This window comes from Zoogloea sp., assembly GCF_041908905.1.
Taxonomy (GTDB): domain Bacteria; phylum Pseudomonadota; class Gammaproteobacteria; order Burkholderiales; family Rhodocyclaceae; genus Zoogloea.
The window spans coordinates 88284-110820 of the sequence record NZ_JAYREK010000005.1 but is presented as its reverse complement, the minus strand read 5'-3'; the positions used below and the strand labels follow the sequence as shown (position 1 = coordinate 110820).

18 protein-coding genes are annotated in these 22537 nt (G+C 68.7%); 9 read left to right on the top strand and 9 right to left on the bottom strand.

Translation table 11 applies throughout. From position 1 onward, the window contains the following. Positions 1-6 precede the first annotated feature (6 nt). From ACE3OU_RS05275 to ACE3OU_RS05255, 5 genes are read left to right on the top strand one after another with little or no spacing between them, the layout of a single operon-like run. Positions 7-834, top strand: a complete 828-nt coding sequence (locus ACE3OU_RS05275) for a phosphatase PAP2 family protein (protein WP_374240493.1) — start codon at positions 7-9, stop codon at positions 832-834. Continuing rightward, entirely contained in the window at positions 831-1802 is a 972-nt protein-coding gene (locus ACE3OU_RS05270; RefSeq protein WP_374240492.1) for a lysylphosphatidylglycerol synthase transmembrane domain-containing protein, read from the top strand. The genes ACE3OU_RS05275 and ACE3OU_RS05270 overlap by 4 nt, the downstream gene beginning before the upstream one ends. Before the next feature lie 5 nt (positions 1803-1807). Beyond that, the gene (locus ACE3OU_RS05265) at positions 1808-2863 is read left to right on the top strand and encodes a glycosyltransferase family 2 protein (protein WP_374240491.1); all 1056 of its coding nucleotides are present in this window, start codon (positions 1808-1810) and stop codon (positions 2861-2863) included. Positions 2864-2876: 13 nt separating this feature from the next. Continuing rightward, complete coding sequence (locus ACE3OU_RS05260) at positions 2877-4439, top strand: ArnT family glycosyltransferase (RefSeq protein WP_374240490.1); 1563 nt, start codon at positions 2877-2879, stop codon at positions 4437-4439. Continuing rightward, positions 4436-5887 carry an ArnT family glycosyltransferase gene (locus ACE3OU_RS05255; RefSeq protein ID WP_374240489.1) on the top strand — a complete coding sequence of 484 codons (1452 nt, stop codon included), beginning with the start codon at positions 4436-4438 and terminating at the stop codon, positions 5885-5887. The genes ACE3OU_RS05260 and ACE3OU_RS05255 overlap by 4 nt, the downstream gene beginning before the upstream one ends. A 378-nt stretch (positions 5888-6265) precedes the next feature. On the opposite strand, the gene rmuC is transcribed toward ACE3OU_RS05255, so the two are convergent. The 3 genes from rmuC to ACE3OU_RS05240 form a co-directional block, all read right to left on the bottom strand. Next, positions 6266-7657: a DNA recombination protein RmuC gene (rmuC, locus tag ACE3OU_RS05250; RefSeq protein ID WP_374240488.1), complete on the bottom strand. Its 1392-nt coding sequence runs from the start codon at positions 7655-7657 to the stop codon at positions 6266-6268. A gap of 121 nt (positions 7658-7778) precedes the next feature. Further along, positions 7779-10256: an ABC transporter permease gene (locus ACE3OU_RS05245; protein ID WP_374240487.1), complete on the bottom strand. Its 2478-nt coding sequence runs from the start codon at positions 10254-10256 to the stop codon at positions 7779-7781. A gap of 185 nt (positions 10257-10441) precedes the next feature. Next, positions 10442-11614, bottom strand: coding sequence for a M20 aminoacylase family protein (locus ACE3OU_RS05240; protein WP_374240486.1), 1173 nt, complete (start codon positions 11612-11614; stop codon positions 10442-10444). Between the two features lie 78 nt (positions 11615-11692). Between ACE3OU_RS05240 and ACE3OU_RS05235 the strand changes: the two genes are divergently transcribed. From ACE3OU_RS05235 to ACE3OU_RS05225, 3 genes are read left to right on the top strand one after another with little or no spacing between them, the layout of a single operon-like run. Continuing rightward, positions 11693-12613 (top strand): histone deacetylase, encoded by a 921-nt coding sequence (locus ACE3OU_RS05235; RefSeq protein WP_374240485.1) that lies wholly within the window; start codon positions 11693-11695, stop codon positions 12611-12613. A 30-nt stretch (positions 12614-12643) separates the two neighbouring features. Then, entirely contained in the window at positions 12644-13486 is an 843-nt protein-coding gene (locus tag ACE3OU_RS05230; RefSeq protein ID WP_374240484.1) for an AAA family ATPase, read from the top strand. Positions 13487-13495: 9 nt separating this feature from the next. Further along, positions 13496-14674 carry a VWA domain-containing protein gene (locus ACE3OU_RS05225; RefSeq protein ID WP_374240483.1) on the top strand — a complete coding sequence of 393 codons (1179 nt, stop codon included), beginning with the start codon at positions 13496-13498 and terminating at the stop codon, positions 14672-14674. Between the two features lie 15 nt (positions 14675-14689). Here the strand turns inward: ACE3OU_RS05225 and ACE3OU_RS05220 are convergent, their stop codons facing one another. Next, complete coding sequence (locus ACE3OU_RS05220; protein ID WP_374240482.1) at positions 14690-15460, bottom strand: MBL fold metallo-hydrolase; 771 nt, start codon at positions 15458-15460, stop codon at positions 14690-14692. Positions 15461-15627: 167 nt separating this feature from the next. Between ACE3OU_RS05220 and ACE3OU_RS05215 the strand changes: the two genes are divergently transcribed. Next, positions 15628-16179 (top strand): hypothetical protein, encoded by a 552-nt coding sequence (locus tag ACE3OU_RS05215; protein WP_374240481.1) that lies wholly within the window; start codon positions 15628-15630, stop codon positions 16177-16179. A 95-nt stretch (positions 16180-16274) separates the two neighbouring features. On the opposite strand, the gene htpG is transcribed toward ACE3OU_RS05215, so the two are convergent. From htpG to ACE3OU_RS05190, 5 genes are all read right to left on the bottom strand, one after another. After that, the gene (gene htpG / locus ACE3OU_RS05210; protein ID WP_374240480.1) at positions 16275-18194 is read right to left on the bottom strand and encodes a molecular chaperone HtpG; all 1920 of its coding nucleotides are present in this window, start codon (positions 18192-18194) and stop codon (positions 16275-16277) included. An 83-nt stretch (positions 18195-18277) separates the two neighbouring features. Continuing rightward, complete coding sequence (gene greB, locus ACE3OU_RS05205; protein ID WP_374240479.1) at positions 18278-18829, bottom strand: transcription elongation factor GreB; 552 nt, start codon at positions 18827-18829, stop codon at positions 18278-18280. A 74-nt stretch (positions 18830-18903) separates the two neighbouring features. Next, positions 18904-20064 (bottom strand): glycosyltransferase family 2 protein, encoded by a 1161-nt coding sequence (locus ACE3OU_RS05200; RefSeq protein ID WP_374240478.1) that lies wholly within the window; start codon positions 20062-20064, stop codon positions 18904-18906. Continuing rightward, a complete protein-coding gene (locus tag ACE3OU_RS05195) occupies positions 20061-21512 on the bottom strand; it encodes an oligosaccharide flippase family protein (RefSeq protein ID WP_374240477.1) in 1452 nt (483 codons plus the stop codon). The genes ACE3OU_RS05200 and ACE3OU_RS05195 overlap by 4 nt, the downstream gene beginning before the upstream one ends. Beyond that, positions 21509-22510 (bottom strand): glycosyltransferase family 2 protein, encoded by a 1002-nt coding sequence (locus tag ACE3OU_RS05190; protein WP_374240476.1) that lies wholly within the window; start codon positions 22508-22510, stop codon positions 21509-21511. The genes ACE3OU_RS05195 and ACE3OU_RS05190 overlap by 4 nt, the downstream gene beginning before the upstream one ends. Between the last annotated feature and the right edge of the window lie 27 nt (positions 22511-22537).

The following is a 22537-nucleotide window of genomic DNA, read 5'->3' as shown; positions in this document are numbered from 1 at the left end:
GCGCCCTTGCCCATCCAATCAACGCTTCAAGATCCTGCCCGCCTCCCGCCGACGGGCGATCGGGCCGGCCCGTCCCGCCGCTGGGCCCTGACGCCGACGCTGGTGCTGGGCAGCCTCGCCGCGGCCGTGTGGGCGAGTGGTGTCAACGGCGCGCTGTTCCGCACACTCAATGCCGCCGCCGCGGGCCTGCCGGCCGCCCTGTGGGCCATGCTGAGCGTGTGCGGCACGGTGCTTGGAGCGGTCGCCCTGCTCGCCCCGAGCCTCAAGACACAGCCCCGCTGGCTCGCCTCGGCCTTCCTCGCGGCGCCGCTGGCGATGCTGTTCAGCGAAGGGGGCAAGCGCTACTTCGACGTGCTGCGCCCCGCCGGCTTCCTGGCCGCCGACAGCTTCAACCTGATCGGCCACAAACTGTATGTGCACGCCTTCCCGTCGGGCCACGCGACCACCGTCTTCGTGGTGGCCGCCGTCCTGGTGCTGGCCTGGCCACGCCCGGAGCGGCGCCTCCGGGTCGGCCTGCTGGCGCTCGGCCTGGCCGCCCTGCTCGCCTTCTCCCGCATCGCGGTGGGCGCCCACTGGCCCCTCGACGTGCTGACCGGCGCCGCCGGCGGCTGGCTGTGCGGCGCCGCCGGCGTCTGGCTGTCGGCCCGGCTGCGTTTCTGGGAGGGCCCGGGCGGCGTGCGGGTGCTGGCCACGGTGGCGCTGGCCACCAGCATGGCCCTGTTGTTCGTGGACGCCGGCCAGCCCGACGTCCGGCTCTTTCGCATCGGCCTCGCAGCCTGGGGCATCGGCGGCGCGGCGGCGGCCCTCATGCGCGGCCGGGAGGATTTCCAGTGAAGATCAAACGCATCCTGGCCGTCGCGGTTTCCGCCGGCCTGCTCGCCTGGCTGCTCGCCGACGGGCGCTGGCGCGGCATCGGCGAGGTGTTCCGGCGCCTCGACGGCCTCACCCTGGGGCTCGCCTTTGCGGGCTTCCTGGCGTCCTACCTGTTGCGCGCGCTGCGCGTCTTCGACGAGTTCCGCGCCCAGGCGGCGGGCCGCTTCGGCACCTGCCTGCGCATCGTGCTGGTACATAACGCGATGATCAACGTCGTGCCCTTCCGGGGCGGCGAGGCGGCCTTCCCGATCCTGCTGCGCCAGAGCTTCGGCGTCGCGCTGCCGCGGGCCATCGCATCGCTGTTCTGGTTTCGCCTGCAGGACGCCTTCGTGGTGATGGCGCTGGCCGCCATCGTCTGGCCCGGCGTGCATCCGCTGCTCAAGGCCGCGGCGGTGGCCGGTGTGCTGCTGCTGGCCTGGTGGCTGCCGCGCTGGGCGCGGGCGCCCCATGCCTGGGGCGAGGCGGCCGGTTTCACGGGCAAGCTCGCCAAGGTGCGCGACGCCTTTGCCGAAAGCACGCGCCACGCCCGCTTCGGCTGGCTCTGGACGATCGCCAACTGGACGATCAAGCTGGCCGCCCAAGCCTGGCTGCTGGCGGCACTGATCCCCGCCGGACTCGATGTCGGCGCCGCCGGCGCCCTGGGGGCCGAACTCGCAGCCATCCTGCCGGTGCAGGGCGTGGCCGGCTTCGGCACCTACGAAGCCGGTGCCGCCGCGGCCCTGCTCCCCAGCGGGGTACCCCTCGCCACCGGGTTGCAGGTGGCGCTCGCGCTGCACCTCTTCGTCATCGCCTGCGCCGTCAGCGCCGGTGCCATCGCCTGGCTTTTCCCGGCCGGCGAGGCACCCAAACCGACCGCCGCGCCCCAGTCCGGCTTACAATCCGCTCCGTCCGCGGCCCCCGAGGCGCGCCCCCGATCTTCAGCCGAATAGCCATCATGACCGAATCCACCCCGCTCTCCCCCCTTCCGCCGGCCACGCCGGAGATTCCGGCTGACCTGCCCCCCCATCGCCTGTCGGTGGTGGTCCCGCTCTACAACGAGGAAGACAACGTGGTGCCGCTCCTCGAGCGCATCCACCTCGCCCTCAACCCCTACCCCTATCCGTGGGAAGTGGTGATCGTCGACGACGGCAGCTCCGACAACACCGTGCCCAACCTCGAGAAGGCCGCGCTGGTTTACGGCCCCCACGTGCGCGTGGTGGCGCTGATGCGCAACTTCAAGCAGACCGCCGCGATGCAGGCCGGCCTCGACGCCGCCCGCGGCGACGTGATCGTCACCATGGACGGCGACCTGCAGAACGACCCCATCGACATCCCGCGCATGGTCGGCCGCCTGCTCCGCGAAGACCTCGACCTGGTCGCCGGCTGGCGCAAGAACCGCAAGGACGGGATGATCCTGCGCAAGATCCCCTCCAAGATCGCCAACCGCCTGATCGCCCGCATCACCGGCGTGCACCTGCAGGATTACGGCTGCTCCCTCAAGGCCTTCCGCGCCAGCGCGATCAAGAACGTGCGCCTCTATGGCGAGATGCACCGCTTCATCCCCGCCTGGCTGGCCACGGTCACCACCCCGCGCAAGATCGCCCAGGAGGTCGTCACCCACCACGCGCGCATGTTCGGTGAGTCGAAGTACGGCATCTCGCGCACCTTCCGGGTCATCCTCGATCTGGTGTTCGTGTACTTCTTCATGCGCTTCCGCACCCGCCCGGGGCACTTCTTCGGCGGCATCGGCCTCACCCTCGGCGCGCTCGGCATGCTGATCCTGGCCTACCTCACCGGCCTCAAGATCTTTACCGGCGCCTCCATCGGCACCCGGCCGATGTTCTTCGGCGGCTTCTTCTTCGTGATCGCCGGCATCCAGATGGTCACCACCGGCGTGCTCGCCGAGCTCCTGACCCGGGTGTACTTCGAATCCGGCCAGAGCCAGGCCTACGTCGCCCGCGACAGCGCGCCCCTCGACGACGCCGACGGCTGGCACGGCAAGGCTGCCTGAGCCCACCCGCCCCATGACTGCACACCCCTCCGCCGGGGGCCGGCTCATCGGCCCCCTCCTCGGCCGTCTGATCCTTGCCCTGCCGCTGCTCTCCTTCCTGCTCTGCCTGGGCGGAGCGCCGCTGTTCGACGTGGACGAAGGCGCCTTCTCCGAGGCCACCCGGGAGATGTTCGAGCGGGGCGACTTCCTGTTCACCTACCTCAACGGCGCGCCCCGCTTCGACAAGCCGATCTTCATCTACTGGCTGCAGTCCCTGGGCTATCTGGTCTTCGGGGTGAGCGAATGGGCCTTCCGGATGCCCTCGGCGCTGGCCGCCATCGTGTGGAGCTACGCCACCTGGCATTTCGCGCGGGCGCGCTTCGGCCGTGACGCCGCGCTGATCGCCCTGGCCGTCGCCAGCACCGCCCTCGGCCCCTTCGCCATCGGCCGCGCCGCCACCGCCGACGCGCTGCTCAACTGCCTGCTGGCCCTCACCCTGTTCGACGTCTGGCGCCACCTCGAGAGCGGCGCCCGCGCCCCTCTGCTGCGGGCCTTCCTCTGGATGGGCCTGGGCGCGCTCACCAAGGGGCCGGTGGCCCTGGTGGTTCCCGGCGCGGTGAGCCTGCTGTACTGCGCCAGCCGCGGCGAATGGGCGCGCTGGGCCCGGATGGTGTTCAACCCCCTCGGCCTTGTGGTGCTGGTGGTCATCGTCGCGCCCTGGTACCTCCACGCCTACGCCCGCCACGGCCAGGATTTCATCGACGGCTTCATCATGCGCCACAACGTACAGCGCTTCTCCGGCTCGCTGGAAGGCCACGGCGGCAGCGCCTTCTACTACGTGCTGGCCGTGCCCTTGCTGCTGCTGCCGTGGAGCGGGCTGTTCTTTGGCGCCCTGGGCCGGATCAAGGGCGCCTTCAAGGACCCGCTGCTGCGCTTCCTGTGGCTGTGGTTCGCCTTCGTGCTGGGTTTCTTCTCGCTGTCGGGCACCAAGCTGCCCCATTACGTGCTGTACGGCTGCACGCCGCTGTTCGTGCTGATCGGCCTGCAGGCCCAGTCCCTGCGCCGGGCCTGGCCGCAGCTGCTGGCGCCGATGCTGCTGTTCGTACTGTTCCCGCTGCTGCCCAACCTCTTCGACGCCCTCGCCCGCAGCACCCTCGGCGACGGCTTCTACCGGGCCCAGCTGGGCCGCGCCCTCGAGGTGGCCGACACCCGCTACATCGCCCTCACGGTGGGCGGCCTGGTGGCCTGGGGCCTGTTCGTGCTGTTCCCGCGCGTGACGCCCATCGCCAAGCTCACCGCCACCGCCGCGCTGCAGGCCGCGCTGCTGGCCGGGGTGGTGGTGCCCTACGCCGGCGAGCTGGCCCAGGGCCCGGTCAAGGCCGCCGGCCTCAAGGCCCGGGAGTTGGGCGAGAGCGTGGTGTTCTGGCGCTTCACCACCGCGCCGAGCTTCAGCGTTTACCGCCAGGCCGTCACCGTCAAGGCCGACCCGCAGCCCGGCCAGCTGGCCCTCACCCGCACCGACCGCCTGCCCGCCGACGCCAGCGTCGACATGGTGTTCCGCCAGGGCGGTGTCGCCCTGGTGAGGCTGAAGCCGTGACCGGGCGCAGCCTCGCTCCGACTCTGGCCCTCATCACGGCCATCCTCACCGCCTACCGGCTGTGGGTGATCCAGCACCTGGGCATCGATCTCTACGTGGATGAGGTCCAGTACTGGACCTGGTCCCAGGCCCTGGCCTGGGGCTACTTCTCCAAGCCGCCGGTGATCGCCGCGCTGATCGCCGCCAGCACCGCGCTGCTCGGCAACAGCCTCGTCGCCATCAAGCTGCCCTCGCTGCTGCTCTACCCGGCCACCACCGCCGTACTCTATGCGCTGGGCACCCGGCTGTATTCGGAGCGGGTCGGCTTCTGGGCCGGGCTGGGCTTCATGTCGATGCCCCTGGTGGCGGCCCTCGGCCTCTTCGTATCCACCGACGCGCCGCTACTGCTGTGCTGGTCGCTGGCCCTGCTGTTCCTGCTCCGCGCGCTGGAGCGGGACGGCTGGAGCAACTGGCTGGCCTGCGGTGCGGTGGTCGGCGTGGGGCTGCTGTCGAAGTACACCATGGCGGCCTTCCTGCCGTCGGCGCTGCTGCTGATCGTTCTCGACGCCCGCCACCGCCGCTGGCTGGCCCGCCCGCAGCCATGGGTGGCGGTGCTGCTGGCCGTGGCCATCCTCAGTCCCAACCTCTACTGGAACTGGACCAACGGCTTCCCCACCTTCCGCCACACCGCCGAGATCACCCGGGTCGGGCACGGTGCGCGGGGCTGGCACCCGGGCCAGCTGGGCGAGTTCATCGGCGCCCAGTGGCTGTCCTTCGGCCCCCTGCTGGGGGCACTGCTGGCCTGGGCGCTGGCCCGCAGCGGCGGGCTGTGGCGCAACCCGGCGCACCGGACCCTGCTGGTCTTCATCCTGCCCCTGCTGCTGCTGGTGAGCGCCCAGGCCCTCACCGGGCGGGCCAACGGCAACTGGGCCGCGCCGATCTTCGTGGGCGCCTGCCTGCTGGTCCCGGCGGTGTTCCTGGCCCGCAACCCGCGCTGGGTGGTGGCCGGCGTGGCGCTCAACCTCGTAGTGGCCGCCGTCGCCTACCACTGGCCCGACATCGCCCGCGCCACCGGCACCGCGCTCACTGCCAGGAACGACCCCTTCAAGCGCGCCCGCGGCTGGCAGAGCCTCGCCGACGGCGTCGGGCAGTACACCGCCGCGCACCCTGAGGCGATCCTGGTGGCCGACGACCGGGAGCTCATCGCCCACCTCCTCTACCGCCTCAAGCCCCGCGAATACGCCGCCTGGAACCCCGACGGCCTGCCCCGCGACCACTACGAACTCGTCACCCGCCTCGATGACAAGACCGGCCGCGACGTGATCTACGTGAGCCGCCGCGAATCCATCCCCGACATCGCCGCCCGCTTCGAGTCCAGCGAAACCCTCGGCAAGGTCGTCGTGCCCATCCACCGGGACTTCCGGCGGGAGGTACATGTGTTCCTGCTGAAGGGGTTCAAGGGGTATTGAACCCCGGGGGAGCAAATCTGCTCTTCCGGGCTGCGACATTGGTGTGGCAGCGCGCAATGGTGCTGCCTGCACCCACCAACATTGCACAAAAAAGCAGCATCATTGGTACGTCACACCACCAACGATGCACAAAAAAGCAGCGCCATTGGTGCCTCACACCACCACCGTTGCGGAAAAAAGCAGCGACATTGCTACCTCATACCACCAACGGTGCCCAAAAAAGCAGCAACGATGGTGCCTCGGACCACCGACGATGCCCAAAAAAGCAGCAACGGTGGTGCCTGAGCTAGCAATGCTGGTGGTGGGGGATGTATTTGCTGCCCATGGTGGGTTTTATAGGGCCGGTCTTCATCAGCGAGCAGCAAACAACGCCCCCCCTCAACCGCCCCCCTCCCCCGGCAATGCCCCCGGCAGCTCATCCAGCTGCGCCGCCTCGATCTTCTGAAAGTGCGCGCTGATCTTGCGCGATGAGGTCTGTACCTCGGCCACATCCTCGCCGGCCTGGCGGATGTGGGTGGCGAGCTTCTGCATGCGCTCGTCGAAACGGTTGAAGTCCTTCGCCAGCTTGCCCAGGGCGTCCTTGATCACGTGGATCTGCTTGCGCGTCTCCACGTCCTTCAGCACCGCGCGGGCGGTGTTGAGCACGGCCATCAGGGTGGTCGGCGAGACGATCCACACCCGGCGGCTCATCGCGTAGGCCACCACCTCCGGGTGGTAGGCGTGGATCTCGGCGAACACCGCCTCGGCGGGGATGAACATCACCGCGCCGTCCGAGGTCACGTCGGGCAGGATGTACTTGCCGGCGATCGCATCCACGTGCCTCTTCACGTCGCCGCGGAAGGCCCCCTGGGCGGCGCGGCGCTCCAGCTCGCCGGCCTCGGGGGCGTACATGCGGTGGTAGTTCTCGAGGGGAAACTTGGAATCGACGATCACCATGCCGGTCGGCTCGGGCAGGCGCAGCACGCAGTCGGCGCGGGTGCCGTTGGGCAGGGTGTACTGGAAGTCGAAGGCCTCGGGCGGCAGCGCGTTGCGCACCAGCGCCTCCAGCTGCACCTCGCCGAAGGCGCCGCGGGCGCGCTTGTCGCCGAGCAGCTCCTGCAGGCTGACCACGTTGGTGGTGAGATCGCCGATCTTCTTCTGGGCCTCGTCGATGGTGGCGAGGCGGGCCATCACGCTGGTGAAGGTCTCGTTGGTCTTGCGGAAGCCCTCGTCGAGGCGCTGATTCACGTGGCCAGTGATCGCCTCCAAGCGCTCGCCCACCGAGCGGTTGAGCGCCTCGAAGCTCGCGGAGAGCTGCTCAGAGGCGCTCTTGAGGCCGCTCTGCAGCAGCTCCCGGTCGGCGCGGGCGTGCTCGGAGAGGGTCTTGAGCGTCTCGGCGAGCAGGGTGCTGCGCAGCTTTTCCTGGCCGGCGGCGAAGGCATTCGCCAGCTCGGCGAGGCGCAGCATGGTCTCCTCGCGCTGGGTGCCGAGCTGGCCGACGAAGGCCAGGTGCAGCTGCTGCAGGGCCTGGCGGGTCGCGGCCTGCTCCGCGTCCAGGCGGTCGCGCAGGTTGTCCACCTCGCCGGCCATCAGATCGATCACCCGGTCGCTGCCCGCCGTGGTGACGGTCTGGACTTCCCGCAGCAGGGCGAGCTGCTGCTGGGCGAGCTGCCCGTCCAGGCGCCGGCCAAGGCGGCCGAGCTGGAGGGCGAGCCAGACGGCTACGACGAGGGTTGCGGCGAGGGCGGCGATGAGCCAGGGCAGCAGGCTGGGCACGGAGTCGGGATTCATGGGCCCGAGTATACCGGCGCCCCGGCCACCGCCAGGGCGCTCTCAGGGCAACGCAGGGCAGCCCCCGGGTTCCTTACCCCCATGGAGGGTCGGGCTGGGCGGCGCCCGGCCCCGGGAAGACTTAGTTGAGCGCCCGCAGGCTCTCCAACGGCGGCCGCGACAGCAGGTGGCGGGTGCCGAACCAGCCGGCCAGCATCACCACCAGGCCACCGGCCAGCGCCCCGGCCAGCACCGGCAGCGGGCTCGGCGCGTAGGGCAGCTTGAAGACGAAATGCCCCAACGCCCAGCCGATGCCCGTCGCCCCGATGCCGGCCAGCGCCCCGGCGATGAGGCCCAGGGCGGCGAACTCGGCCAGCAGCGCGCCGCGCAGCTGGCGGTTGCGGGCACCCAGGGTGCGCAGGATCGCCAGCTCTTTCTCGCGCTCGTCGTGGGTGGCCTGCAGTGCGCCGACCAGCACCACCACCCCGGCCACCACCGCAAAGCCGAACACGAACTGCACCGCGCCGATCAGCTGGTCGACCATGCCCTGGATCTGGCCGATCACCGCCGCCACGTCGATCACCGTGAGGTTGGGAAAGGCCGCCACCAGCCGGTTGGCGAAGTCGAGCCGCGCCGGCGGCAGGTAGAAGCTGGTGATGTAGCTGGCCGGCTGGCCATCCAGCATGCCCGGCGCGGCGATCACGAAGAAGTTGACGCGCATCGAGTCCCAGTCGAGCTTGCGCAGGCTGCTGATGCGCGCCTCGCTGCGCACCCCGGCGATCTCGAAGGTGAGGATGTCGCCCAGCGCCAGCCCGAGGGTCTGGGCGAGGCCCTGCTCGACGGAGAACTGCGGCGTGGTGTCGGCCCCGTGCCATCGCCCCGCCACCACGCTGTTACCCTCCGGCAGGCGGGCGTCCACGGAGAGGTTGAACTCCCGATCCACCAGTCGCCGGGCCCGGTCTTCGGTGTAGTCGTCGGGGCTCACCGGGCGGCCGTTCACCTCCACCAGCCGGCCGCGGATCATCGGCTGCAGCAGCGGCGCCGGGCGGCCCTCATCGGCAAAGAAGCGACGCAGCGGTTCCAGCTGGTCGGGCTGGATGTTGATCACGAAACGGTTCGGCGCATCGGCCGGGGTGGCCTGCCGCCAGTTGTCGAGGAGGTCGCTGCGCACCAGGGTGAGCAGCAGCAGTGCCGTGAGCCCCATGCCCAGGGCCAGCACCTGCACGAGGCTCGCCAGCGGGCGCCGGTGCAGCCCGGCGAGGCCGTAGCGCCAGCCGCTGCTGGCCACCGCGCGCACCCGCCCGAGCAGGCCCAGCACCAGCCAGGCCACCAGCCCATACGCCCCGAAGGCCAGCGCGAAACCGCCCACCACCCAGGCACCGAGCAGCCAGTCCCGGGCGATCGCCACCAGCAGCCCGGCCAGCACCAGCGCCCCGAGCCCCCAGGCGAGGCCCTCCCGCGCCGCCACGCCGTTCCACTCCCGGCGCAGCACGCGCAGGGTGGACACCCGACCCAGGCGGATCAGCGGCGGCAGCGCAAAACCGAGGAGCAGCAGCAGCGCCACCGCCATCCCGTGGGCCACCGGCCAGCCGCCCGGCGCCGGCAGCGGCACCCCCACCAGCCCCCCGAGCAGCCCGGCGAGCACGAACTGCACGCCAAACCCAAGGGCGCAGCCGACGACCCCGGCCGCCAGCCCGAGGAGCACGAACTCGCCGATAAACAGCCCCATCACCTGGGCCTGGCGCGCCCCCAGGCAACGCATCACCGCACAGCCGTCCAGGTGGCGCTCGACGAAGCGGCGGGTCGCCAGGCCCACCGCCACCGCCGCCAGCACCACCGCCAGCATCGCCGCAAAGCGCAGGAAGCGCTCGGCCCGGTCGAGCACGGTGCGCACCTCCGGGCGGGCGTTGTCGACGGTCTCGAGGCTCTCGCCCCGTTGCAGCCGGTCCTTGGCCCAGGCCTCGAAGCGCGCCACCTCGGCCGGATCGCCGGCCACGTGGAGACGATGGAAGGAGCGGCTGCCCGGCTGGATCAGCTGGGTCGCCGGCAGGTCGGCGGCGTTGATGACGAGCCGCGGCAGCAGGCTGAAGAAGTTGGCCCCCCGGTCCGACTCGAAGCTGAGCACCGCGGCCATCCGGAAGCGTGAGGCCCCCAGCCCCACCGTGTCGCCCACCCGGGCCCCCAGCGTGCTGGCGAGCCGCTCGTCGAGCCACAGCTCGCCACGGGCCGGGATGCCCGGCGCCGGTGCGTCCGGCTGGTTGAGCCCCGGCGCGATGCGGATGCTTCCCCGCAGCGGATGGCCGTCCTCGACCACCTTGACGCCCGCGAGCGTGGCCGCCTCGCCCCGGGTGGCCATGCTGGTGAAGCTGGCGCTCTCCACCGCCCGCAGGCCGCGGCGGGTGGCCTCGGCGCGCCACTCGGGGTTGAGGGCGTGGTCGGCCACCAGCACCACGTCGCCGCCGAGGAGCTGGTTGGCTTCGAGCCTGAGGGCCCGGGCGACCCGGTCGGTAAAGAAGCCGACGCTGGTGAGGCTGGTCACCGCGATGATCAGCGCCACCAGCAACAAGCCGAGCTCACCGGCCCGCAGGTCGCGCCGGAGCATGCGGAGGGAGAAGAGCATTTTATGGAAAGTGGGTCGTGAGAAGTGGGGGCGAGGTTTTGGCTGGCGTGCGCTGGCGATAGGGCTCGGGGTGGGTGATGAGCGTGATCCCGGCCGGGTTGCACTGGCGATGAGGCAGCGCTGGGATTTCAAGGAAGGCGGGGCACGGGAGGCCGAGTGCCCTCCGCCACCCCACTACCCACTACCTATCCCCCACAAGCCAGCCAGCGCTGCGCGAGGCGCACCCAGTAGGCGACCCCGTAGGGGATGGCCTCGTCGTTGAAGTCGTAGTGGGGGTTGTGCAGCGTGCAGCCGCCCTCCCCTGGCCCATTGCCGAGCCACACGTAGCAGCCGGGCTTCTCCTGCAGGAAGTAGGAGAAATCCTCGGCGCCCATGCTGGGCTTGGGGTCGATGAGCACATGGGACTCACCGCACACCTCGGCCGCCACCTGGATGCAGAAATCGGCCTCGGGCGGGGTGTTGATGGTCGGCGGGTAGCCGCGGCGGTATTCGAAGTTGACGTTGGCCCCGAAGGCCGCGCCGATGCCGGTGCAGATCCGCTGCATCGCCGCCTCCACCTGGGCGCGCACCTCCGGGCGGAAGGCCCGCACGGTGCCGCCGATGCGGGCCACGTCGGGGATCACGTTGTAGGCGTCGCCGGCATGGAACTGGGTGACCGACAGCACTGCCGCGTCCTGGGGGTCGGCGTTGCGGCTGACCACCGACTGCAGGGCCTGGACCAGCGCCGTGCCGGCCAGCACCGGGTCGACGCCCTGGTGGGGCATCGCCGCGTGGGCGCCGTGGCCGCGGATCTCGATGTCGAAGCGGTCGGCGCAGGCCATCACCGGGCCGTGGTGCACCGCGATGTGTCCGAGGGGCTGGCCGGGCCAGTTGTGCAGGCCGAACACCGCCTCCATGGGGAAGCGCTCGAAGAGCCCGTCGTTGATCATCGCCGGCGCGCCGCCCTCGCCCTCCTCGGCGGGCTGGAACAGAAAATACACCGTGCCGTCGAAGTCGGGCTTGCGGGCCAGGTGGGCCGCCGCGCCGAGCAGCATCGCGGTGTGGCCGTCGTGGCCGCAGGCGTGCATGCGCCCGGCGTGGCGGGAATGGTGGGCGAAGTCGTTCTTCTCGTGGATCGGCAGCGCGTCCATGTCGGCGCGCAGGCCGATCGCCCGCTTGCTGGTGCCGGCGCGCAGCACCCCGACCACGCCGGTCTGGCCGACGCCGCGGTGGGTCTCGATGCCGAGGGCCTCGAGACGGTCGGCCACCAGCGCGGCGGTGCGGTGCTCCTCGAAGGCAAGCTCAGGGTGGGCGTGGATGTCACGGCGGATGGCGGTGGTCTCCGCGTGATCGGCCCGAAAATGATCCAGAAGGTGCATGATGCGTCCCGAGAAACGGCCCATCGGCCTTGATGGATCAATGATAGCAGCGCCCGCCGCCCCGCAGGACGACCCGCCATGAAGCTCTTCTACGCCGACCACTTCGTGCTGCCCCTCCCGGCCGGGCACCGCTTTCCGATGGAAAAGTACGCCCGCCTGCGGGAACGACTGATGGCCGGCGGCGGCTTCACGCCGGACGACTTCCACGTGCCGGCCGCCGCCAGCGACACCGAACTGCTGCGCGCCCACGACGCCGGCTACCTGCAGCGGGTGATCCGCGGCAGCCTTGCGCCAAGCGAGGTGCGGCGGATCGGCTTTCCGTGGTCGGAGGCGATGGTCGAGCGCTCGCGCCGCTCCGCCGGCGCCACCCTGGCCGCCTGCCGGGCGGCGCTGGAAGACGGTTGCGCCGCGAACCTGGCCGGCGGCACCCACCACGCCTTCCGCGACCGGGGCGAGGGTTTCTGCGTCTTCAACGACGCCGCCGTTGCCGCGCTGGCGATGCGGGCCGAGGGCCGCGTGGAGCGCGTCGCGATCATCGACTGCGACGTGCACCAGGGCAACGGCACCGCCGCGATCCTGGCCCGCCAGCCCGACTGCTTCACCTTCAGCCTCCACGGCGCCCGCAACTTCCCCTTCGAGAAGGAGACCAGCGACCTCGACGTGGAGCTGCCCGACGACACCGGCGACACCGGCTATCTCGACGCCCTCGACGCGGCGCTCCCCCGCGTGTTCGCCCGCAGCCGGCCGCAGCTGGTGATCTACCTGGCCGGCGCCGACCCCTTCGAGGGCGACCGCCTGGGCCGCCTCAAGCTCACCAAGGCCGGCCTCGCTGCCCGCGACGCGCTGGTGCTGGGCGAATGCCGCCGCCTCGGCCTGCCAGTGGCCATCGCGATGGCCGGCGGCTACGCCCGCAACATCGACGACACGGTGGACATTCACGCAATGACAGTCACCACCGCCGCCCGCCTCTTCCGCCAGCCCCGGGCGGCCTCGCTATAATCGCCCAAGCTCCCGCCAAGGAAATTACCCATGCGCTTCGAAGGCTCCGACAACTACGTCGCCACCCCCGACCTGATGCTCGCGGTGAATGCCGCCATCCGCCTGCAGCGGCCGCTGCTGATCAAGGGCGAGCCGGGTACCGGCAAGACCATGCTCGCCGAGGAGGTCGCCGCGGCCCTCGGCATGCCGCTCATGCAGTGGCACATCAAATCCACCACCAAGGCCCAGCAGGGGCTGTACGAATACGACGCGGTGTCGCGCCTGCGCGACTCCCAGCTCGGCGACGACAAGGTCAAGGACATCGGCAACTACATCGTCAAGGGCACCCTGTGGCAGGCCTTCGAGGCCGAGGAGCCCACCGTGGTGCTGATCGACGAGATCGACAAGGCCGACATCGAGTTTCCCAACGATCTGCTGCGCGAGCTCGACCGCATGGAGTTCCATGTGTACGAGACGCGGGAGACCATCCGGGCCCGCCACCGGCCCATCGTCTTCATCACCTCCAACAACGAGAAGGAGCTGCCCGACGCCTTCCTGCGCCGGTGCTTCTTCCACTACATCAAGTTCCCCGACCGGGACACCATGCAGCGCATCGTCGACGTGCATTTCCCCGGCATCAAGCAGGCGCTGCTCAAGGAGGCGCTGGAGGTTTTCTTCGGCCTGCGCGAGATCCCCGGCCTCAAGAAGAAGCCGTCCACCTCCGAACTCATCGACTGGCTCAAGCTGCTGGTGGCCGAGGAGATCCCGGTCGAGGCGCTGCGCTCGCCCGACCAGAAGGCCAGCATCCCGCCGCTGCACGGCGCACTCCTCAAGAACGAGCAGGACATGCACCTCTTCGAGCGGCTGGTCTTCATGGCCCAGCGCAACCGCTGACGCGCGGCCATGCTCATCGACTTCTTCCTGCACCTCAAGGCCCGCAAGCTGCCGGTGTCCACCAAGGAGTTCCTGACCCTGCTCGAAGCGCTGCAGGCCGGCCTCGGCGGTCACAGCATGGAAGACTTCTACTTCCTCAGCCGCAGCGCGCTGGTCAAGGACGAATCCCTGTTCGACCGCTTCGACCAGGCCTTCGGCGAATACTTCAAGGGCATCGAGCAGATCCCCGGGCTGGAGGTTGATCTGCCCGCCGAGTGGCTGAAGGCGATGATGCAGAAGCACCTCAGCCCCGAGGAGAAGGCGAAGCTCGAGAAGCTGGGCTGGGACACGCTGATGGAGGAGTTCAAGAAACGCCTCGCCGAGCAGAAGGGCCGCCACCAGGGCGGCAGCAAGTGGGTCGGCACCGGCGGCACCTCGCCCTTCGGCAACAGCGGCTACCACCCGGAGGGCATCCGGGTCGGCGGTGAATCGGCGGGCAACCGCACGGCGGTCAAGGTGTGGGACCAGCGGGAATACCGCAACCTCGATGATTCCGTCGAGCTCGGCACCCGCAACATCAAGGTGGCGCTGCGCCGGCTGCGCCGCTTCGCGCGGCAGGGCGCGCCCGATGAGCTGGACCTCGACGGCACCATCGCCGCCACCGCCCGCAACGCCGGCTGGCTCGACCTGCTGATGCGCCCCGAGCGCCACAATGCGGTCAAGGTGCTGATCTTCTTCGACGTGGGCGGCTCGATGGACGACCACATCAAGGTGTGCGAGGAGCTCTTCTCGGCCTGCCGGGCCGAGTTCAAGCACCTCGAGTACTTCTACTTCCACAACTGCGTGTACGACCACGTGTGGCGGGACAGCCACCGCCGCCACTCGGAGCGGACCCCCACCCTCGACGTGATCCACAAGTACGGGCCCGACTACAAGCTGATCTTCGTGGGCGACGCCACGATGAGCCCCTACGAGATCATGCAGCCCAACGGCTCCATCGAATACAGCAACACCGAGCCCGGTGCCGTGTGGCTGCGCCGCCTCGCCGACGCCTACCCGTCGCTGGCCTGGCTCAACCCGGAACCCGAGCGCACCTGGGACTACCGCCAGTCGATCGGGCTGATCCGCAAGATCCTCGGCGAGCGGATGTTTCCGCTCAGCCTGGACGGCCTGACCCGGGCCATCACCCACCTGTCGCGCAAGCAGTGACGGCCCGGCGCCGGCTCAGGGCGCCCGGTAGCTGTCCTGGGTCATCAGGTCGACGCCGCACTCCAGCTTCTCGATCCAGTCGAGGAAGCGGTTGACCATCGCCTTGCCCTCGAAGCGGCAGCCGTGCTGGGGCACGATCATCTCAACATCGAGCTGACGCACCATGTTCACCCAGAAGCGGCAGATCTTGTTGGAGATCATGTAGCGGCGGTGGAAGCCGATCATGGTGAGCACGTGATCGTCGAAGTTGGTCACCGGCTGGGCCGCCACGTCGTGATCCACCAGGGACGCCCCCATGTCGCCCGAGAACAGGATCTTGGACACCGGGTCGTAGAACTGGAAGTTGCCCTCGGAATGCATGAAGTGCGCCGGCAGGGCCTTGATCCGGCTGTCGCCGAGGGGGATGTTCATGCCGGCGTCGGGGATGCCGACGATGCGCTGGGTGTAGTCCTTGCCCGTCGTGAAGTGGGGCACGAAGCGCGTCCATAGCCGCGAGATCAGCACCTTGCAGTGGGTCGCCACCATCCACTTGTTGAGGGACGCGATGATGTCGGGGTCGGCGTGGGTGGCGAAGATGTAGTCCAGGTCCCGCGAAGGGAAGAAGCGCTGCATCGCCATCAGCAGCCCCGAATAGGTCATGTTGCCGCCCGGGTCGATCAACGCGCCGTGCTGGCCATCGACGATCAGGAACTGGTTGCACTGAACGGCGTGATCGGCCTCCTCATCCACCAGATCGTAAAAGGCGAGACAGGCGTGGGTTCCGTTGTTGAAGAGTTGAACGGCCATGGGGAAATACGGATTGGAGTTGTAATGGACAGCAACTTTAGCTGACTCCCACTGCCCAATCCAGGCAACCACCGACGACTTTGACGTCCGTCAAACTATTACCTCGTCACCATTCTCCTTTTGGGGTATTTTTGTTGTTTTGCTTTGCACAAAAAAGAGGCGTTCCCTTGAGCAAACCACTCCTCACCCTGGCGCTGCTGGGCAGCATCGCCCTCTTCCCGGCGCACCACGCCTTCGCCCTCGAGCGGGGGAAGGCGGGCCCCGGCGGCAAACCGTTGGGTGCCCAGGCGGTGCCTTTCGGGGGCGCCTATTCGCCCACCCAGGTCGGCAAGCGGCCGGAAGACCTCAAGCGCCCGAGCGCCAGCACCTGCGCGCTGCGCGCCCAGTCCGGCGCTTCGGCCGGCCGGGCCACCCGCCAGGAGGCGTCCGGCAAGACCCATGTCTTCAACGACCCCGCGGCGCTCTCGAAACGCAGCGGCAACATCTATGCCGACTGTGATGCCGCGCTTCCCGGCATGCGCGCCCGCAGCAAGGCCGCCAAGCCGGCCACCGCCTACAACCGCAGCACCCACACCCTGAAGGCGGCGAGCGACGGCTACGTCAACCGCTCGGCCACCAGCTCGATGATGCCCCGCAAGGCGCCGTCGATGTACGACCCGGCCACCGGCGTCCTGCGCCCAGCCAAGAAACTCGACGCCTACCAGATCTACCAGCAATGAAAACGGGGGCGCGCCCTGCGGCTCGCCCCCATCTGATGCGCCTGGGGGCCAGCGGCCCCCGATGCCACCGCCTCAGCTGGCGTTCATCGCCAGCATCAGCTGGTTGATATCGCCAGCATCAGCTGGTTGATGCGCTTCACGAAGCTTGCCGGGTCGTCCAGCGTGCCGCCCTCGGCCAGCAGGGCCTGATCGAACAGCACCGCGGCCCAGTCCTCGAACTGCTTGTCCTCGTACTTGAGACGCAACACCACCGGGTGGGTGGGGTTGATCTCGAGGATGGGCCTGGAGATCGGCATGTTCTGGCCGGCGGCCTTCATGAGGCGGGCCAGGTTCATCCCCATCTCGTGCTCGTCGGCCACCAGGCAGGCCGGCGAATCGGTCAGGCGGTGGGTGACGCGGACTTCCTTCACCTTGTCGCCCAGGCTGGTCTTCATCTTGTCGAGGAGGTCCTTCAGCTCGCCGGTTTCCTTCTCGACAGCGGCCTTCTCGGCTTCGTCTTCCAGCTTGCCCAGGTCGAGGCCGCCCTTGGCGACGGAGGCCAGCGGCTTGCCGTCGAACTCGGTGAGGTTGCCGACCACCCATTCATCGACCCGGTCGGACAGCAGCAGCACCTCGATGCCCTTCTTGCGGAAGATCTCGAGATGCGGGCTGTTCCTGGCGGCATTGAAGCTGTCGGCGGTGACGTAGTAGATCTTGTCCTGGCCTTCCTTCATGCGGCCGATGTAGTCGGCCAGCGACACGGTCTCGTCGGCGGTGTCGGCCAGGGTGGAGGCGAAGCGCAGCAGGCCGGCGATCTTCTCCTTGTTGGCGAAGTCCTCGCCGACGCCCTCCTTCAGCACCTTGCCGAACTCCTTCCAGAAGGTGGCGTACTTGTCCTTCTGGTTCTCGGCGAGGTCTTCGAGCAGGCCCAGCACCTTCTTGGTGCAACCGGCGCGCAGGGTGTCGATGTCCTTGGATTCCTGCAGGATCTCGCGGGAGACGTTGAGCGGCAGGTCGTTGGAGTCGACGACGCCGCGCACGAAGCGAAGGTAGAGCGGCATCAGCTTCTCGGCGTCGTCCATGATGAACACGCGGCGCACATAGAGCTTGACGCCGTGGCGGGCGTTGCGGTCCCACAGATCGAAGGGGGCGTGGCCCGGCACATAGAGCAGCTGGGTGTATTCGTGGCGGCCCTCGACCTTGCTGTGGGTCCAGGCCAGCGGCTCTTCGTAGTCGTGGCCGACGTGCTTGTAGAACTCGGTGTATTCCTCGTCGGTGATGTCGGCCTTGGCGCGGGCCCACAGGGCGTTGGCCTTGTTGACGGTCTCGTCCTCGTCGGTGAGGACCTGCTCCTTCTTCTCGTCGTCCCACTGCTCCTTCTTCATCACGATGGGCTGCAGGATGTGGTCGGAGTACTTCTGGATGATGGAGCGCAGCTTCCACGACGCCAGCAGGTCGTCCTGGTCCTCGCGCAGGTGCAGGGTGATCTCGGTGCCACGGGCGGCCTTCTCGATGGGCTCGACGGTGTATTCGCCGGCGGTTTCGCCGGTCATCGCGCAGGTCCATTGCACGCCCTCGGCGGCGGCAAGGCCAGCGCGGCGGGTGCGCACGGTGACCTTGTCGGCCACGATGAAGGCGGAGTAGAAGCCCACGCCGAACTGGCCGATCAGGTGGGCGTCCTTCTTCTGGTCGCCGGTGAGCTTGCCGAAGAACTCCTTGGTGCCCGACTTGGCGATGGTGCCCAGGTTGGTGACGACCTCGGCGCGGCTCATGCCGATGCCGTTGTCGGAGACGGTCAGGGTGCGGGCGGCCTTGTCGTAGGCGACGCGGATCTTGAGCTCGGCGTCATCCTCGAACAGGCCGCCGTTCTCGAGGGCCTCGAAGCGCAGCTTGTCGCAGGCGTCGGAGGCATTGGAAACCAGTTCGCGCAGGAAGATCTCGCGGTTGGAGTACAGCGAGTGGATCATGAGGTGAAGCAGTTGCTTCACTTCGGCCTGGAAGTTCAGGGTTTGCGCGGCGGCTTGCTCGACGGTCATGAAACGGACTCCAAGGAAACGAAAGACAGTCACCCATATGGGTACGCCCTGCCCGGTTTCAAGAGCCCGCCATCAACTGCGCGTCACTCGTAGCGGATTTCCAGCACTTCGATCTCGCGCAGCCCGGCCGGGCTGGCGAAGCGGATCACGTCGCCCTCGCGGGCCTTGAGCAGCGCGCGGGACAGCGGCGCGATCCAGCTGATGCGCCCCTCCGAGGCGTTGGCCTCGTCGACGCCGACGATCTGGTAGGTCTGCTCGTCGGCGCCATCCACGTCGCACACTGTCACGGTGGCGCCGAAGAAGACCTGCCCGGTGTTCTCCTGCTCGGACGGCGTCACCACGGTGGCGCTCTCGAGCCGCTTGATCAGGAAGCGGATGCGCCGGTCGATCTCGCGGAGGCGCTTCTTGCCGTAGATGTAGTCACCGTTTTCGGAGCGGTCGCCGTTGGAGGCGGCCCAGCGGACGGTTTCGACGAGCCGCGGCCGCTCGTCGCGGACGAGCTGGTCCAGTTCGGCCTTGAGGGTCTCGAAGCCCCGCCGGGTCATGTAGTTGCGCGTGCCCGGCGGCAGGCTCGGAGCGCCCGGCGGCGCGTCGTCGTCGTCCTGGTCGCTTTCCGTGACGAAGGCTTTGTTCACCCTTCAAAACTCCAAAATCCGCAAGCCTGCAATGGTAGCGCAGCCCGGCGCCGCCGCAAGCGCCCCGCCGGGGCTCAAGCGGCGATGCGGCACCGGATGATCCGCCAGACCTTGGCTGCCAGGCCGCCAAAGGCGCGCTGCCGGAGATCCCGCCGCAGCGACCAGTAAAGGCCACGGGCCATACCCTGCACGAGCGCGGCGCGCAGGGGCGAGGGTTTGTCCCGCAGCAGTTCGGCAACGAAAGGAGACGCAAACAGCGCACGCACCTTGTTGGGGCTGAAGCCGTCGATGAGTCCGGAGACGCCATCCTGCAGGGCTCCGAGGCATTCTGCGCCCTGCGACTCCGCACGGAGCCGGCGGTATTCGTCCAGAACGATGGCCCAGGAGCAGACCCGGAACATCACCATCAGGCGGAAAAGGCCGGGCTGGTCCGGCAGCGGGCCCGCGCCGCCCGCGGGCGGGCGGAAAGCGTCAAGGGGATAGCTGCGGTAGATGTTCTCGTAGATGGCGCGCAGGAAGGTGATGTCCACGTCTTCGCGCATGGCGTTCGAGAACTGCCCGGCACCGGCGCCGCGCTCGCCGTCGTGGGCGCGGATGAGGTAGGTCACCGCCTCGACGGGGGCGCCGCGCCCGGCGTGGGCCAGGCGGAGGGCGAAATCCTCGTCCTCGACGCGCCGCAGGTCTTCCCGCAGGCCACCGAGGGACAGGTAGAGATCGCGGCGGATCATCACCGACGGCAGGTAGGGTATCCAGCGCCCCGCGAAGAGGCTGGCCTCCAGCGCCGCGGAGGGCGGCAGCCGCACGGCGCCCGGCAGCACCTGCCGGTACTCGCCGCACCCGTCGCGGATGAGATGGGCCACGCCGGTGTAGACGAAATCGGCCCCGGGCGCCTCGGCAAGCCCGCGGGTGAACACCCCCACGGCGTCCGGGACGACCTCGTCGTCGTCATCGCAGATCCACACCCAGTCACCGGTGGCGATCGCCACCGCGCGGTTGATGGCGCTCGACTTGCCCCCGTTGGCGCGACACTCGAAGCGGACCCGGGGCCCGAAGCCGGCCAGCACCTCGGCCGTCCGGTCGGAGGAGCCGTCATCGATCACCACGACCTCGTGGACCGGCGGGTCGAGGGCGAGGATGGAATCGAGGGCTTTCCCGAGCAGCTCCGCCCGGTTGAAGGTGGACATCACGACGGACACCCTGGGAATGCCCGGCAGCGTGGCGCTCACCTCCATCATGCCCCCCTGCCCGCGGCGAAGCGCTCGCGGATACGGTCGAAGATGGCCGCCGCATCGGCCGACAACGGGTGCCGCAACAGCCTGACCAGCGCCAGCCAGATGCCGATCAGCAGCGGCGCCTCGATGGAGAGCCGGAGGATATCCACGGAGATGACGCCGGCGAGGAAATGCCGCGCCAGCCACGCGAACACGCCGAACAGGGCGGCAACGGCGAAGGCGCTCAGCGAGGCCTTGTAGATCGCCGAGAAACCGATGCCGTAGAGACGTCTTACGAAATACAGCATCAGGCCCGCCTCGACCACGACCTCGACGGCGACGTTGCCGAGCAGGAACACGCTGAGCGTCTCGTACATCAGGCTGAAGACGACCAGCAGCTTCATGGGCAGCACCCAGAACTGGATGAGCACGAGCTCCCGCATCTTGCCGTCCGCCGCGAGCAGGGTGCCGATCAGCGCCAGCAGGGGGAAGGCCGGCAGGAACAGGGCGGGGACGAGACGCCCCACCTCTGCGGACAGCCCCCATTTCGGGCCGTTGAGCAGGAGGATCAGCACGTCGCCCTCGACGACCAGGAACACGAGCACCGACAGGGCGAGCCCCATGACCCGCTGATTGACGCCGAGGAACATGGACTTGATGTCGGCGTTCGAACGGAAGCCCTGGGCAAAGTAGGAGAACGAGAACGAGTACACCCCCGGCATCACGCTGCGCCAGAAGAGGTTCATCACCGACAGGGCCTTCGACTGATAGGCCACCATCGCCATGCCCTGGGTCTTGGCGAGGACGATCTCGTTAAGGTAGGAGCGGACATCCCGCAGGATGTTGGTCGAACTGCTCAGCGCGCCGAAGGACAGCAGCTCGCGCACCACCGAGCGGTCCATGCGCATCCGGTGGGACTCTCGCCGACGCAGGACCAGCGCCAGCCCGACGACGTTCGACAGCAGGGCCGCATAGACCATGCTCATGTACCCGGCGCCCCACCAGGCGAACACGATGACGCCGCCGTTCTGGGCCAGGTTCATGAAGAAACTGACGGACACCACCTGGTCGAACCGCAGCTCCCGCCGCAGCAGCGCGAGCGTCACCGACACGCGCGGCACCAGCAGCAGATTGAACGCCAGGCCGAGCAGGGTCGGGATCAGGCGCGGCTCGTTGTAGAACAGGGAGATGGGATAGGCGCCGAGGGCGATCACCAGCCCGATCAGGGTGGCAATGCCCTGGGTCACAAAGAGGGCGGTCTCGATGCGCCGCTGGTCGCACTCCTTGGTCTGCACCAGATAGTTGGAGACGCCGAAATCCCGCAGCAGCGTTGCCATCCCTACGAACACCGCGGCCGTCGAAAACACGCCGATCTCGTCCGGTGCGACCAGACGCCCCACCACCGCGACCGAGATGATCGCCAGGATGGACGACGCATAGGAATCAAAGGATGCCCAGGCAATCTGCTTCACTGAAGGTCTCCCGTTGGTGGGGTGAGCCTCTTGACGATCTTGCAGAGGGTTCTGGCGCACCAGGCGCTCAGGCGCGGGTTAAGGAACAGCAGCGCGCCCAGCAGGCCGGGCTGCAGTTCCTGGCGGAAACCGGTGCGTCCCCGCAGGGCCGACAGGATGCCCTCCCGCACGGCCTTTCCCCGCTCGGGATCGGCGCGCCACTGATAGGCATTCATGAAACCGTCGGCGAGCATTCTCAGCTTGCACCAACGCCAGCGGCCGGCGGGCAGATAACGGCCCCAGAAATACAGGCTGTTGCGCTTCATGTAGAAATAGTAATGGGGCGGCGCGTCCTTGCTCGACTTGCCCGTGTGGGCGATCAGGAAGCCGGGGACCACGACGTTCCGGTAGCCCGCCCGGATGGCGCGCACCGACAGGTCGTCATCCTCGAAATACATGAAAAGGGATTCGTCGAACAGCCCGACCTTGCGGATGAAATCGACACGCGCCGCCACCGCCGCCCCCACGACCCGGGGGGAATCGATGAGGCCGTCCACCTGCCGGCGGGCCGCCATGGCCTGGTCGTAGAAGATGATCTCGGCGCGGCTCCAGTCGTAATCCGAGCCCTGGAATTGCACGTTCTCCGGATGTTCCTTGTTGAGGATCATCGGCGAGACGAGGCCCACGTCCGGCCGGGCCAGGGCCGCCTCCAGGGCCGCCATGCCACTGACGATCAGCGCATCGTTATTGACGAAGATGATCGCATCGCCCTCGTCGCAGCGTTCGAGGATGAGGCGGGCCCCGAAATTCATCCCGGCGGCAAAGCCCAGGTTGCGTGGCGCAACGGCGAGCGGCACCTCGGGAAGCTCCCGCCGGAGGCAGGCTGGCGAGCCGTCGGTGGACGCGTTGTCGACGATCAGGATGTGCTCCGCCGCGACGCCGTTATCGAACAGGGATTTCACGCACAGGATCGTCGAGGCCCAATCGTTCCAGTTCAGGACTACGCAGTGGATCTTCATCGGATGGATCGAAAGAGGATGAACGAA